Source organism: Pacificoceanicola onchidii (genome assembly GCF_004804335.1).
Classification (GTDB): domain Bacteria; phylum Pseudomonadota; class Alphaproteobacteria; order Rhodobacterales; family Rhodobacteraceae; genus Pacificoceanicola; species Pacificoceanicola onchidii.
In genome coordinates this window covers 15,667-28,540 of sequence record NZ_SRXY01000003.1, presented here as the reverse complement: position 1 = coordinate 28,540, position 12,874 = coordinate 15,667, and the positions used below count along the sequence as shown (strand labels likewise).

Genomic DNA, 12,874 nt, shown 5'->3' with positions numbered 1-12,874 from the left:
TGCAGAGCAATCAGGGCAGTTGTCACGCGATGAATATGCAAACCAGCGCCGTCATGGCGCCCCCCTCCCCGAAATCCTTCGCCGAGGTCGGCCTGTCGGACGTGATGATCCGCGACATCGTGCTGAAGACCCTCTTTCGCAAGAACACGAACGTTGTCACCGAACTGGCCAAGACGATCTGCCTGCCGGTGCCGATCACCCAGGAAGTGATCGACATGGCGCGCAGCCAGGGCCTTCTGGAAGCCATGGGTACGCTGGGCGCAGGCGGTGTTGTCAGCAGCGAAATGCCGTATCAGCTGACCGACAGCGGCAAGGCCCGCGCGCTCGATGCGCTGGCGCAATCGGAATACTTTGGCCCGATGCCGGTGCCGCTCGATGTCTACCGCGAGCAGGTCAAGCGCCAGTCCATCCGCAACATCCAGATCACCCGTGATCAGCTGACCGGGGCCATGGGCCATCTGATCCTTCCCGATGACCTGATTGCCAACCTTGGCCCCGCCGTTGGCTCTGGCCGCTCGATCCTGATGTATGGCCCGCCGGGCAACGGCAAGTCCTCGATCTCCAACGGCATCCGCGATGCCATGGGGGACAAGATCTATGTCCCGCGTGCCATCGAGTACTCCGGTCAGGTGATCACGGTCTACGACCCGATCGTGCATTCCAGTGCCGAGGACGACAATGCCAACAGCAGCGCGCTGCGCCGCACTGCGCGGTTCGACCGACGCTATGTGCTCTGTGCGCGGCCCACGGTGATCACCGGGGGTGAGCTTTCGCTCGACATGCTGGACCTTGTCTACAACCCCACGGCGCGCACCTACCAGGCCCCGCTGCAGCTGAAATCGACCGGCGGCATCTTTATCGTCGACGACCTTGGCCGTCAGGCAGAGCCGCCGCAGAAGCTGGTCAACCGCTGGATTGTTCCGCTGGAAGAGAACAAGGACATCCTTGCCCTGCAATCGGGTGAAAAGTTCGAAGTGCCCTTCGACACGCTGGTGATCTTCTCGACCAACTTCCACCCCAACGAGATCTTCGACCAGGCGGCGCTGCGCCGGATCTTCTTCAAGATCAAGATCGGCGGACCGTCTCAGGAAGACTTCCTGAAGATCTTTGCGCTCGTCGCGCGCAAGAAGAAGATGCAACTGGACGAGGCCAGCCTCGTGCACCTGCTGAAGAACAAATACCCGACGATCAACAACGTCTATGCCAATTATCAGCCGGTCTTCCTTGTGGATCAGATGATGTCGGTCTGCGATTTTGAAGGCCTGCCCTACAAGATGACGCCGGAGCTTGTGGATCGGGCCTGGGGCAACATGTTCGTCAAGGACGAGGTCATCGTCAAATAACAGCACAAGCGGATTGGTCTCAATTCGCCTTGAGGGCGGAGCCAACTGCTCGCGGCTCTGCCCTCACCCTTTTCCAAAACGCAACAGCGCTGCGCCGATCAGAGTGATGAAGGTCGATACCACCTTCATTAGGTCAAGCCTTTCGCGCAGGAACACCACGCCGATCAGCAGGGCAAAGATGATGCTGGTCTCGCGCAATGCCGTGACCAGCGCGATGGGGGCCTGGGTAAAGGCCCAGGTGACCAGAGCATAAGCGACGAAAGACGCGCTGCCGCCCAGCGCAAAGGCCATACGCCCCGGCCCCGCGACGTTGCGCAGCACATGCGGCGCGCGAACAGCCAGAAACAGCATCATAAGCACCCCGTTCAGAACCGCCAGCCACGCGTAGAACCCCAGCGACGTCCCCGCCACCCGCGCGCCCAGCCCGTCAACGAGGGAGTAGGACGCGATGAAGCCGCCCGTCACAAGCGCCAGCACTGCCGCACGCCCATTGCGCATGCCGTCCCGCCTGCGCACAAGCGCAAGGCTGACAATGCCGCACCCGATCACGAGAATCGCCAACAGCTCCGTCCCGCTCAGCGCCACCCCGAGAAAGCCGACCGAAACGATCGCCACGATCAGCGGGGCAGAACCGCGCGCAATCGGGTAGACTTGGGTCAGATCGCCAATCTTGTAGGACTGCAGCAGGAACAGCTGATAGCCCAGATGCAGCACCACGCCGACGGCCAGATAGGGGTAACTCTCAGCCGCAGGGGCTGACACGAAAGGCAGAAGCGGGATGGGAAAGGCCATCTGGCCAAGCACCACGGCGACCATGCTGGTGGTTTTGTCCGCGCCGCCTTTGACCAATGCGTTCCAGCTTGCATGCAGAACAGCGGCGGCAATGACGGCCAGAAAGACGAGCGATGACATCCGTTTCTCCCGGGATATGGCCGGCGCTTCGGGCGTTTGTTTCGCGCGGCGAGAACCGCAGCATGGAGAGCTCGCAAACAATGTGCAAGTCCACCGAAATTTTCGCCCGTTTTGCCCTTGACCCCTGCCTGCCGCTTCAGTAATCAGCGGCCTCACAGTGGACGGCGCGGTAGCTCAGTTGGTTAGAGCGATCGACTCATAATCGATAGGTCGGGAGTTCAAGTCTCCCCCACGCCACCACTGTTAAACTCTTCCAAAAGATGCTGGGTACAGGACGCTTCGCGCTGTGGCGCAAGTTTCGCGCGCGGATGTGCGCACCGCGATAGTGCTCCGGGATCGTCCCCGAAAGAACGACCGTCAGGTCATCAATGTTTGGAACTCACTGGCCAGCGACCCTCAGATCAGCCCCTGATCCCGCGCAATCATCGCCGCGTGGGTGCGGTTGCGCGCCTCAAGCTTGCGGCTGAGCGTTTTGACGTGCAGCTTGACCGTAACCTCCTGCAGCTCCAGATCACGGGCGATTTCCTTGTTCGCCTTGCCTGCGCAGATCCCGCGCAGCACGTCCATCTCCCGCCGGGTGAGCACGCTGCCCCCCTCTTCGCGCGAACGCATGAACTCAAGCGGGGCATAGACCTCCCCGGCGGCCATAAAACGGGCGGCGGTCAAAAGGCTCCGTGCGGCCAGTGTCTTGGGAATAAACCCCTGTGCGCCGGCCTTCAGAGCGGCGTCTGCGACGCTGGGAGACGCGGTGCCCGACAAGATTGCAACCGGACGATCCTTGTTCGCGCGGCGCATTTCCGCCAGCCCTTCGAGCCCGTTCATTCCCGGCATGGCATAGTCGAGCAGAACAAGATCAAAACTGCCCGTATTCTCCGCCGCCTGCACTGCGGCATCCAGCGTTGAGACCGTCACAACCTCTTCGATGTCGGACGCATCAAAGTAGGCCGCGATCGTGTCGCGAACCAGATCGTGATCGTCTGCAACCAGAATTCTCATGCCACCTTTACCGGCCCTTGTTTCATTAAGGGCGCTTTACCCGTTAAACCCAGTCAGCGCCATCCCCGAAGGGAGAGTCGCACTATGTCATACAAGACAATAGCACAATTCTGCCTGCAATAGCTGAACGAAAGGTATAGAAGGCCCTTGCCGCCGCCAGCTTTCGTGGACGCATGGCTTTTGAGCCGGTATCACGGTAATCTCGGATCAACGGTTCCGTGCGATAGCCCATCTGGTTACAGCCCGGTTCCGGGCCTTGTGTCCGAACCCCATGGAGGCCCATGCGCCGCGACGAAGCCAAGCCAAGCCCGGCCAAGGACGACCCGGTCGCCATGGCGCCGGCGGATCTCGAAGAGCCCACGCTGGCCCCCAGCGTGAAACCGGCGCTTGTTGTCTTCCTTATGGTGCTTTTTATCGCCTTGATCGGCGCGCTGAGCATCCATGTCACCCGGCAGCTTCAGCGGCTAGAAGATGCCGCGTCCGGGTCAGTCCTCTGGGCCCTGACACAAGCAGAGCTGGAGGCCTCCCGGCTGGAAACCGAAACGGTCCGGCACCTCGCAGCCCCGGGCAGATCGCTTGAAGATCTGCGCATCCGCTTTGACGTTTTCTTCAGCCGGATCGCGATCATCCGTGAAAATGCGAATTACGATTCATTGCGCACACTGCCGGACAGTCAGGCGGCCCTGCAACGCATCGACGCTTTCTTCGAAACCTGGGTTCCGGCGGTCGACGGGCCGGACGACGCGCTCCGCGCGCAAATCCCCGCATTTGCCGAGGCCGCAGCGGTCATGCGCGCCCAGACGCGGATCCTGTCTCTGGACGGCATCACGCGCAACGCCACGGAAAGCTCCAGCCAGCGCACAAGCATTGCCTCGACGCTGACCCGGATTGCCTGGCTCATGGCGATCCTTGTGGCGGTTCTGCTGGTGATGCTGGCCGTTCTGTTTCACTTCAACCGCACCCGGGACGCCCAGGCCCGCCGCAATACCGCGATGCGCCGCCGGTTGGAGACGATCATCGGCACTGCGCTGGACGCGGTTGTGGTGACCGACACAGAAGGGCGGATCGTCGAATTCAACGGCGCGGCTGAACATGTTTTCGGATACTCCCGCCAAGAGGCCATCGGCGCGCCGGTCGGCGATCTGATCGTTCCGCCAGAACGCCGCGAGGCCCAAACACTCGCGCGTCTGCGCTACCTGGCCGAGCCGCCGGAACAACGTCAGCCCCGTTTCGTGACCGGGATCGAGGCGATCCGCAAAAACGGTGAACGCTTCCCGGTGGAGACCTCCATTGCCAGCGCCCCAACCCCGGAGGGCGATCTGTTCATTGCTTTCCTGCGGGATATTTCCAAACGGGTCGAAGCGGAGAACGAGCTGTTGGAAGCCCGTGACAAGGCGATTGCCGGAGAGCGGTCCAAGGAACGCCTGCTGGCTGTCATGAGCCACGAGATGCGCACGCCGCTCAACGGCATTCTTGGCACGCTCGAGCTTATGGGCACCAAGGATTTCAGCGCCGATCAGGTGCGCTTCCTCGAGATTATCCGGAACTCTTCGAAAAACCTGCTGGACCAGGTGAACGACGTTCTGGACCTGTCGCGGCTCGATGCGAACAAGGTTCAGATCGACAAGCGGATTTTTGATCTCGTCGCCCTTTTCCGGGAGATCGTGGACAGCCAGTTGGGCGCTGCGGCGGCCAACGGAAACCGGCTCACGCTGGTCCCCCCCAGCCCGGCGTTGCACGAGGTCTGGTCCGATCCGGACCGGTTGCGACAAATCCTGCTGAACCTTCTGAGCAACGCGATCAAGTTTACCAAGAACGGGCAAATCTCCATTGAGATCGATTGCACCTCCGGACTGGACGAGGTCGAAATCCGAGTGACCGACAGCGGAATCGGAATCGCCGAAGCGGATCTGGAACGGATATTCGGCGACTTCATCATGCTCGATTCCTCGTACCAGCGTACAACCAAGGGCACCGGCCTTGGCCTCGGCATCGCCAAGCGCCTGGCCCGCGCGCTTGGCGGGGAACTTGGCGCGGAAAGTGAGCCGGGCGATGGCACGGTGTTCTGGCTGCGGCTGCCTTTGGACCCGCCGCCGGATCTCGATCGAACCGGTGAGACCGAAACGGGCGAGCGTCAGACAAAGGTGGCTGCAAGCGCCGCAATGTCCGCGTTGATTGTAGAGGACAACGCCGTGAACCGGCTGATCCTGCGCAGGATGCTGGAAAGCGATGGCCACAGCGTTACAGAGGCCTTCGACGGCCGCGAAGGGGTCGAGCGCGCGCGAAAGACGCGCTTTGACATCATCTTCATGGACATTTCCATGCCCGGCATGGATGGGGTGACCGCGACAAGGACCATTCGGGAAACCTGCCCGCTCAACGCCGAAACGCCGATCATCGCCACCACGGCCCATGCCCTGCCCGAGGAACAGCGGGCCTTTGCCGAAGCGGGCATGCAGACGGTTCTGCTCAAGCCACTGACCCGTCAGGCCCTGCGCCGGGCCTTTGCGGAAAGCCAGCAGACATGCGGCACTTTGCACGTGGTTCCCGGAAGACTGGATGCGCCGCTGCTTGATGGCGAGCATCTAGACGAGTTGGCCTTGCATCTCAGCCCGGAGGAGAAGAACGCCCGGTTGCAGGTTTTCCGGCAGGAGATCGAAGCGTTTCTGGAGACGGCGGATACCGCAGCAGACCCGGATCAGACCGCCCAGAGCGCCCATCGTCTGGCCGGGTCCGCCGGACTGTTCGGCGCGTTGTGCCTGGCGTCCCACTTGCAACAGATCGAAGCGCAGGTGCGCGAGGCCTCTGACGAAGAACGGCGCGGATTGACGGCAACGGCCCGCACCTGTTGGCATGAGACGGCCCGCGCCCTGAACGCCAAGACGTCACGCTCGGATGATCCGGACTGCGCCGCTGAATAGCGTTGCAAGGGCGGGTGGCGTCAGCTTTCGACCGGCTCTTTCAGAGCCAGACCGCCGATCTGCACCAGCAGATCAACCACCGTCTCGATCCCCTTGCCGTTTCTGACCTGCGCAAACAGCCACGGCCGCCCGGCCCGCATCCGGTTTGCATCCCGCTCCATGACCTCCAGCGAAGCCCCGACATAAGGCGCAAGGTCGGTCTTGTTGATCACGAGGATGTCCGACTTGGTGATCGCCGGCCCGCCCTTGCGCGGGATCTCCTCGCCCGCCGCCGTGTCGATCACGTAGATCGTCACATCCGCCAGTTCGGGGCTGAAGGTGGCAGACAGGTTGTCGCCACCGGATTCGATCAGGATCAGATCGAGATCGTCGAAGGTCTTGTTCAGTTCCGCAATGGCCGCGAGGTTGATCGAGGCATCTTCGCGAATGGCCGTATGCGGGCAGCCCCCCGTTTCGACCCCCTTGATCCGATCCAGCGGCAGAACCTGCCGCCGCATCAGCTCTTCGGCGTCTTCGCGGGTGTAGATGTCGTTGGTGACGACGGCCATGGAACAGCGGTCTTTCAGCGCCGCACAGAGCGCTGCCGTCAGGCTTGTCTTGCCAGCCCCTACAGGCCCGCCAATGCCGACCCGTAAAGGTCCGTTTACAGATGCCATGCCATCCTCCAAGTCATGAGCGGAAGACCCGCGAATAGAGTGTTTCGTGCCGCTGGCTCTGGATGTCGAGCATCGGGGCAAAACCGCCGATGTCATCAAGCTCCGCAGCCATCGCCTTGTCCGCCAGTTCTGCGCACAACGGCATAAGCGCCAGCGTGATGCGTTGTCCCTCGGTCTGGCCAAGCGGCACAAGCCGCACAGCTGCCGAGGTGAGGTTGGCGGCAAAGGACTGAAGGTAGAGCCTCAGCCCATCCCGCACCGGCAAGCCCAGCGCCTTGAACGTCGCGCCTACCGCAACCGGATAGGCCGTCTCCGGGATCTCCGCGCCCCAAACGCCGTGAACCGCCCGGGCAAAGGCCGCGCCCTGTTCCAATGTCTCGGCGCGGCGTTCGGACGAGGGACTGAGCGCAGCGGCCAGCGCCTCCAGCTCATCCAGATCGCCGCCCGTTGCGGCCTGCGCACAGAGCACCGCGTCGGACCACCCTGCCCCAAACTCAAGCGCCGTCCGTAACCAGTCTTCGGCGCTCTCGCCGCCGCTCACATGCCCGTCCTGAATGGCGGTCTCAAGCCCATGCGACCACGCAAAGGCCCCCACCGGAAAGGCCGGCGAGAAAAGCTGATGCAGGATCAGATGCGGATCAGTGGTCATGGCTGTGAGCATGGCCATCCGGGCCGTGGCTGTGGGAATGGTCATGTCCGTGGGTCCGTCCGTGGCCATAGGCACCGCCTTCGGGCGTGAACGGCTCTTCGACCTCTTCAATCCGCGCGCCCAGCCGCACCAGCATATCCGCAATCACATGATCAGGCTGGATCAACAGCCGGTTCGGCTCGATCTGACACGGCGTGTGACGGTTGCCAATGTGCCATGCCAACCGGGTCATGTCCTCCCCGCTCACGCTGAGCAGCGGCTCCGGCGCGGCCTCAACGGCAATTTCCTGCCCTTCGGTGGTGATCAGCACCCCGCCATGATCGAGCGAAGTCGTCTGCGCGAGGTCCACCAGAACCGTGCCGCCTGAGGCCAGCACCAGTACCTTGCGGCGCAAAAACCGGTCCTCATAGGTCAGGATCAGCCGATCCCCTGGCACCTTGTGACCATGCGGGTGATAGTCATGCGTTGTTTGCATCCTGGCTCCTTCACGCGGCGCGCCCTTGCGCCCTCAGTTTGTGGCCTCAATCGCCACGTAGTCATAAGTGTCCGATCCATCCGAGTAGAACGAGGTCTTCAGATAGCTCACACCAAGCTCGGGCAGATAGTGGAGCAGCTCGTAGGTCTGGCGATCTTCCTTGTCGAAATACTGCCGCACCGGCAGCACCCGATAAGCGCATGCACCAAGCGTCACGGTAATCTCGGGATCCGCCTCGAACACGTCGAGACCGGAGCTGATATCGCCACCCTCATTGAGAACCACCGGCAATTCCAGCACCTTCCCCGCCTCCGGGATCGGCATCTTTTCCGGTGTGAACTCATAACTGTAGGTGTCGCGCCCACTGGCGCTCAACGCGCCGCCTTCGGCCTCAATGTACTCAACCAGATACAGCCCGCGCGCGAGCAGAACGCGGCTGTCGAGCGCGCCGTTCTCATAGTAATGCGAGGTCACCGTGCCGGGCGTATAGCTCTTCAAGATCTCATAATGCCCGTCCTTGTCGGTCAGGCGAATGCCGGTTTTCAGATCTTCGGCCACCGGGCAAGCGGCAAAAGCGGCAGGGGCCCAGAGGGCGGCAATCAGGAAGGTCAGGCGCATTACGGTCTCCTTAAAGGGCTGGCTCAAAAGTCTTACAAGACTTTTGCAAGTTCCGTCGACGGAACTTGGCCCCTCTCCGCCGCTCAGAACAAGAAATACCGCTGCGCCATGGGCAGCACCTCGGCGGGCTCGCAGGTCAGAAGTTCACCGTTCGCGCGCACCTCATAGGTTTCCGGGTTCACCTCGATATGCGGGGTTGCGTCGTTGAGCTTGAGGTCCTTCTTGCCAATACCGCGCGTGTTCGTCACCGCCACAGTCTGTTTGGCGAGCCCAAGGCTTGCGCCGATCCCTTCCGCCTGCGCCGCTTCGGACACGAAAGTCACCGCCGAGTTCTCAACCGAACGCCCATAAGCCCCGAACATCGCCCGCGAATAGACCGGCTGAGGCGTTGGAATAGACGCATTGGGATCACCCATCTGCGCACAGACGATGGTGCCCGCCATCAAAACCATTTCCGGCTTCACTCCGAACATCGCCGGAGACCAGAGCACCAGATCAGCGCGCTTGCCCTCTTCGATCGAGCCAATCTCATGGCTGATGCCATGGGCAATCGCCGGGTTGATGGTGTATTTCGCGATGTAGCGGCGCACCCGCATGTTGTCGTTGTCGCCGGTCTCTTCGGCCAGCTTGCCACGCTGTTTCTTCATTTTGTCGGCGGTCTGCCAGGTGCGGATGATCACCTCACCGACACGGCCCATGGCCTGACTGTCCGAGGCGATGATGCTGAACGCGCCCATGTCATGCAGGATGTCTTCGGCGGCGATGGTCTCGCGGCGGATGCGGCTTTCGGCAAAGGCCACGTCTTCTGGGATCGACTTGTCGAGGTGGTGACAGACCATGAGCATGTCGAGATGCTCTTCGAGCGTGTTCACCGTGTAGGGCCGCGTCGGGTTGGTCGAGGACGGCAGGACAAACTCTTCGCCGCAGATCTTGATGATGTCCGGCGCGTGCCCTCCGCCTGCGCCTTCGGTGTGGAAGGCGTGGATGGTACGGCCCTTCATGGCCTTCACCGTGTTCTCTACAAAGCCGGATTCGTTCAGCGTATCGGTGTGAATCATGACCTGAACGTCGAGATCGTCCGCCACCGACAGGCAGCAATCAATCGCGCCGGGCGTGGTGCCCCAGTCCTCGTGCAGTTTCAGCGCGCAGGCCCCGCCCTTCACCTGCTCTTCCAGCGCGGCGGGCAGAGAGGCGTTGCCCTTGCCCGCAAAGGCGAGGTTCATCGGGAAGGCGTCCGCCGATTGCAGCATTCGTCCAATGTGCCATGGCCCCGGCGTGCAGGTTGTCGCCAGCGTGCCATGCGCCGGGCCGGTGCCGCCGCCCAGCATGGTGGTCAGGCCAGAGTGCAGAGCATCCTCGATCTGCTGCGGGCAAATGTAGTGGATGTGACTGTCGAAACCGCCCGCAGTCAGGATGCGCCCTTCCCCGGCAATCGCCTCCGTGCCCGGCCCGACGATGATATCAACGCCCGGCTGCGTGTCCGGGTTGCCTGCTTTACCGATCTTGTGAATGCGCCCGCCCTTGAGCCCCACATCCGCCTTGTAGACCCCGGTCCAGTCGACGATCAGCGCATTGGTGATGACCGTATCCACAGCGCCCTCGGCCCGCGTGGTCTGGGCCTGTCCCATGCCGTCGCGGATCACCTTGCCGCCGCCGAACTTGACCTCCTCGCCATAGATCGCCGCATTGCCGCCGGTCCCGCCGGACTGCGCCGCACCCACGGCCTCGGCGGTCAGGTCGCGCTCGACCTCGATGATCAGATCGGTGTCGGCAAGACGCAGCTTGTCACCGGTTGTGGGGCCGAACATGGCGGCGTAGTCGGCGCGCGAAATTGTGGCGGGCATGGGAAAGCTCCTGTCGGGTGGTCGTCAGACCGGCATGTCGTTGGTGTCCAGCCCGGACTTGCTTTCGGGCAAGCGCTTGGGCTGGCTGGGTTTGCGGCGCGCGCGGCTCTTGGGTTTCGGCGCGGCGGCTGCCTTGGGCACGGTCTTCACAGGGCCGCGCTCCCACCCGGCAAGGGCCAGTTGCTGCCGGACTGTCGCGTCATATACCGCCTGCGAAAACCGCAGGTTGCGCGACCACAGATCGCCGGTTGCCCGGATCATCTTGGCTGTGAAGGTCAAGGGCGTAAATGCAAACAAAAGATTTCTCCTGTCTTGAGCTTTGCTCCAAAGCGTCGTTTCAAAGGCGGTGTTTGAGCCTGCGATTGTTGGCGGCCGCCTTGCGCGCCAAAGGCTGCGCTGCGGCCAGCGTCTGCGAAGGCAAATCCTGGCCCGACAGGAAAGCCCGCTGCCAGGCCCACCCCGCCGCCAGAAAGGCTGCCGGTTTCTCAAGAACCATGCACAGCGCTTCTTCCGCGTCGGAGGGCCGAAGCCCGGCCAATCCCAGCACCCGCAGGGTTGCCACACTCTGGGAATCGAGCGTCAAAGCGGCACTCTCTCCGGCGGCGCGCAGCCACGTCTGGTAAAACGGCAAAGCCCACATGGTCACAGCGCCCCCATCACTTTTTGGTTGAAGCCGTAGATCAATCGTCCGCCAGCCACGGGGATCAACTGAACCTCCCGGGCCTGCCCCGGCTCAAACCGAACAGCAGTGCCCGCCGCAATGTCCAGACGCATGCCCTGCGCGGCGTCGCGGTCAAAATCCAGTGCCGCGTTGGATTCGGCAAAGTGGTAATGGCTGCCAACCTGCACGGGTCGATCCCCGGTATTGGCCACCATCAGGGTGATCGCCTCACGATCCGCGTTCAGCGTCAGGGTGCCCTCCGCCGGAAAAAGCTCGCCCGGGATCACTTGCCGTCCCTCGAGCGGCGCACCGCCAGACCACCGGCCAGCGCCAGCACCGCAAGCGCGCCTGCCACGGTCATCCAGCTTGCGCCATCATGCGGGTGCACATGCACGCCGGGATGAGCCAGAGCCGGCCCTGCGGTCAGAGCCATCGCTACCAAAATGCCACGCATCAACATCTCGCGTTCCTTTCCTGTTTCTTCTCTGTCCAAATATCCAAAATCACCGGATCGGGTTGTGCACCGTCACCAGTTTGGTGCCATCGGGGAAGGTTGCCTCCACCTGCACCTCGTGGATCATCTCCGGCACGCCTTGCATGCATTGCTCGCGCGTGATCACCTGCGCCCCGGCCTGCATCATGTCGGCAACCGAGCGACCGTCTCGCGCCCCTTCGACCACCGCATCGGTGATCAGCGCAATCGCTTCGGGGTGGTTCAGCTTCACGCCGCGCGCCAGACGTTTGCGGGCAACCTCGGCGGCCATAGCGATCAGCAGCTTGTCTTTTTCTCTGGGGGTCAGGTTCATGTCGTCTCGTCTCTTTCAGAGCATCCAGGGGCGGGGCAGGTCCGAGCCTGCCAGATCTTTGAGAAGCGGGATCAAGCTGCGGCGCAGGGCAAAGCCGTTCGGGGCCAGCAGGCGCAGAAAAATCAGATCATCGCTGAGGGCCGTCGCGCCCGCGGTTTCAGGCAAGGCGTCGCGCAGCGCATCCAGCCGCGCCGCCACTTCCGGGGCAGCGCAAAGGACCGAAGCCATGGCCAGCGCCCCGTTCGCGACATTGAAGCGTGAGAGCACCTCGGAAGCATCGCCATCGAGGCGTAGCCGGTCGGCAAAGACCAGTTCCCCGCCGATGCGCAGATCAATCCGATCCCGCAGGAAAAGCGATTGCACCGTCTCGCCCATTGCCTCGCGGCCAAACAGCAGCACTTCGGAGGCCAGAAGCCGCGCATCCGGCGCAAGGTCAAACGTGAGCCGCCGGTCGAGCGCGGCCCCGTCAAAGAGAATAGTCTCCTGCGGCAACCAGATCAGTTGTGCGCCGTCTCCTGCGCTGAGTTTGGTGTCGACCCGCCCCGGCGCACCGGGCGCGGCGCGGTAAATGCGCTCTCCCGCCTGCGTGGTCATCCGCAGCGACGCCCCCGGCAGGGCCTCGGCGGTCAGATCAAAGGCATCTCCGCCCGTCACCCCGCCCGATGAGTTGAGGTAGACCGCTTCCAACGCGGAACTGGCCACACGCGGGAACAACAGCTTGCTGCTGCCCGACATGGCCAGATCGCCGATGACAGAGCGCCCGTCGCGGCGTTTGGCCGTCACATGCGCCCGTCCGCGCGCGCGCTGCGGCGCGATGGGGGCGGATTGGGCCGGGGATGTCTGATCGTAAGGAATGGCGGGCTCCGGAGTCTTCGCCCAGGAGCGTCCCGCCAGCCGGTCAGAGCCTCAAGTCATCCCGCCCCTCGGAGCACGTTTTGCGCTGAAAAATCCGGCACTCCGCAGGTTTTCGCCCAAGTATCAAGCAAAATGCCT

At 62.7% G+C, this 12,874-nt stretch carries 15 protein-coding genes and 1 tRNA gene; 3 read left to right on the top strand and 13 right to left on the bottom strand.

Going from position 1 to position 12,874, the window contains the following annotated elements; genetic code table 11:
- Positions 1-29: 29 nt before the first annotated feature.
- Positions 30-1,343, top strand: coding sequence for an ATPase (locus tag E4662_RS08340; protein WP_136441092.1), 1,314 nt, complete (start codon positions 30-32; stop codon positions 1,341-1,343).
- A 63-nt stretch (positions 1,344-1,406) separates the two neighbouring features.
- On the opposite strand, the gene E4662_RS08335 is transcribed toward E4662_RS08340, so the two are convergent.
- Positions 1,407-2,255 (bottom strand): DMT family transporter, encoded by an 849-nt coding sequence (locus E4662_RS08335; protein ID WP_136441091.1) that lies wholly within the window; start codon positions 2,253-2,255, stop codon positions 1,407-1,409.
- A 163-nt stretch (positions 2,256-2,418) separates the two neighbouring features.
- On the opposite strand from E4662_RS08335, the gene E4662_RS08330 reads away from it, so the two are divergent.
- Positions 2,419-2,495 (top strand) — tRNA-Met (locus tag E4662_RS08330).
- A gap of 156 nt (positions 2,496-2,651) precedes the next feature.
- On the opposite strand, the gene E4662_RS08325 is transcribed toward E4662_RS08330, so the two are convergent.
- Positions 2,652-3,251, bottom strand: coding sequence for a response regulator transcription factor (locus E4662_RS08325; protein WP_136441090.1), 600 nt, complete (start codon positions 3,249-3,251; stop codon positions 2,652-2,654).
- A gap of 281 nt (positions 3,252-3,532) precedes the next feature.
- On the opposite strand from E4662_RS08325, the gene E4662_RS08320 reads away from it, so the two are divergent.
- Positions 3,533-6,172 carry a hybrid sensor histidine kinase/response regulator gene (locus tag E4662_RS08320; protein ID WP_136441089.1) on the top strand — a complete coding sequence of 880 codons (2,640 nt, stop codon included), beginning with the start codon at positions 3,533-3,535 and terminating at the stop codon, positions 6,170-6,172.
- A gap of 20 nt (positions 6,173-6,192) precedes the next feature.
- Here the strand turns inward: E4662_RS08320 and ureG are convergent, their stop codons facing one another.
- The 11 genes from ureG to E4662_RS08265 all read right to left on the bottom strand — a co-directional run bounded on the left by ureG (position 6,193) and on the right by E4662_RS08265 (position 12,664).
- Positions 6,193-6,828 carry an urease accessory protein UreG gene (ureG, locus tag E4662_RS08315; RefSeq protein ID WP_136441088.1) on the bottom strand — a complete coding sequence of 212 codons (636 nt, stop codon included), beginning with the start codon at positions 6,826-6,828 and terminating at the stop codon, positions 6,193-6,195.
- Between the two features lie 13 nt (positions 6,829-6,841).
- Positions 6,842-7,522 (bottom strand): urease accessory protein UreF, encoded by a 681-nt coding sequence (locus E4662_RS08310; protein ID WP_420819261.1) that lies wholly within the window; start codon positions 7,520-7,522, stop codon positions 6,842-6,844.
- Positions 7,467-7,952, bottom strand: coding sequence for an urease accessory protein UreE (locus E4662_RS08305; protein WP_136441087.1), 486 nt, complete (start codon positions 7,950-7,952; stop codon positions 7,467-7,469). Before E4662_RS08305 ends, E4662_RS08310 begins: the two co-directional genes overlap by 56 nt.
- Before the next feature lie 33 nt (positions 7,953-7,985).
- On the bottom strand, positions 7,986-8,570 hold the full coding sequence (locus E4662_RS08300) for a hypothetical protein (protein ID WP_136441086.1): 585 nt from the start codon (positions 8,568-8,570) through the stop codon (positions 7,986-7,988).
- 83 nt (positions 8,571-8,653) lie between these two features.
- Complete coding sequence (gene ureC, locus E4662_RS08295; protein WP_136441085.1) at positions 8,654-10,414, bottom strand: urease subunit alpha; 1,761 nt, start codon at positions 10,412-10,414, stop codon at positions 8,654-8,656.
- Between the two features lie 24 nt (positions 10,415-10,438).
- Complete coding sequence (locus tag E4662_RS08290) at positions 10,439-10,711, bottom strand: hypothetical protein (protein WP_136441084.1); 273 nt, start codon at positions 10,709-10,711, stop codon at positions 10,439-10,441.
- Positions 10,712-10,751: 40 nt separating this feature from the next.
- Complete coding sequence (locus E4662_RS08285) at positions 10,752-11,060, bottom strand: hypothetical protein (RefSeq protein WP_136441083.1); 309 nt, start codon at positions 11,058-11,060, stop codon at positions 10,752-10,754.
- A complete protein-coding gene (locus E4662_RS08280; protein WP_136441082.1) occupies positions 11,057-11,362 on the bottom strand; it encodes an urease subunit beta in 306 nt (101 codons plus the stop codon). Before E4662_RS08280 ends, E4662_RS08285 begins: the two co-directional genes overlap by 4 nt.
- Positions 11,359-11,529, bottom strand: a complete 171-nt coding sequence (locus tag E4662_RS08275; RefSeq protein ID WP_206080277.1) for an LPXTG cell wall anchor domain-containing protein — start codon at positions 11,527-11,529, stop codon at positions 11,359-11,361. The genes E4662_RS08280 and E4662_RS08275 overlap by 4 nt, the downstream gene beginning before the upstream one ends.
- Before the next feature lie 49 nt (positions 11,530-11,578).
- Positions 11,579-11,881, bottom strand: a complete 303-nt coding sequence (locus E4662_RS08270; protein WP_136441081.1) for an urease subunit gamma — start codon at positions 11,879-11,881, stop codon at positions 11,579-11,581.
- 15 nt (positions 11,882-11,896) lie between these two features.
- A complete protein-coding gene (locus E4662_RS08265) occupies positions 11,897-12,664 on the bottom strand; it encodes an urease accessory protein UreD (RefSeq protein WP_136441080.1) in 768 nt (255 codons plus the stop codon).
- Positions 12,665-12,874: the final 210 nt, after the last annotated feature.

Bases quoted from the DNA above. Each gene is read 5' to 3' on its own strand.
- E4662_RS08340 (WP_136441092.1), top strand. From the start codon at position 30: ATGAATATGCAAACCAGCGCCGTCATGGCGCCCCCCTCCCCGAAATCC.
- E4662_RS08335 (WP_136441091.1), bottom strand. From the start codon at position 2,255: ATGTCATCGCTCGTCTTTCTGGCCGTCATTGCCGCCGCTGTTCTGCAT.
- E4662_RS08325 (WP_136441090.1), bottom strand. From the start codon at position 3,251: ATGAGAATTCTGGTTGCAGACGATCACGATCTGGTTCGCGACACGATC.
- E4662_RS08320 (WP_136441089.1), top strand. From the start codon at position 3,533: ATGCGCCGCGACGAAGCCAAGCCAAGCCCGGCCAAGGACGACCCGGTC.
- ureG (WP_136441088.1), bottom strand. From the start codon at position 6,828: ATGGCATCTGTAAACGGACCTTTACGGGTCGGCATTGGCGGGCCTGTA.
- E4662_RS08310 (WP_420819261.1), bottom strand. From the start codon at position 7,522: ATGACCATTCCCACAGCCACGGCCCGGATGGCCATGCTCACAGCCATG.
- E4662_RS08305 (WP_136441087.1), bottom strand. From the start codon at position 7,952: ATGCAAACAACGCATGACTATCACCCGCATGGTCACAAGGTGCCAGGG.
- E4662_RS08300 (WP_136441086.1), bottom strand. From the start codon at position 8,570: ATGCGCCTGACCTTCCTGATTGCCGCCCTCTGGGCCCCTGCCGCTTTT.
- ureC (WP_136441085.1), bottom strand. From the start codon at position 10,414: ATGCCCGCCACAATTTCGCGCGCCGACTACGCCGCCATGTTCGGCCCC.
- E4662_RS08275 (WP_206080277.1), bottom strand. From the start codon at position 11,529: ATGCGTGGCATTTTGGTAGCGATGGCTCTGACCGCAGGGCCGGCTCTG.
- E4662_RS08270 (WP_136441081.1), bottom strand. From the start codon at position 11,881: ATGAACCTGACCCCCAGAGAAAAAGACAAGCTGCTGATCGCTATGGCC.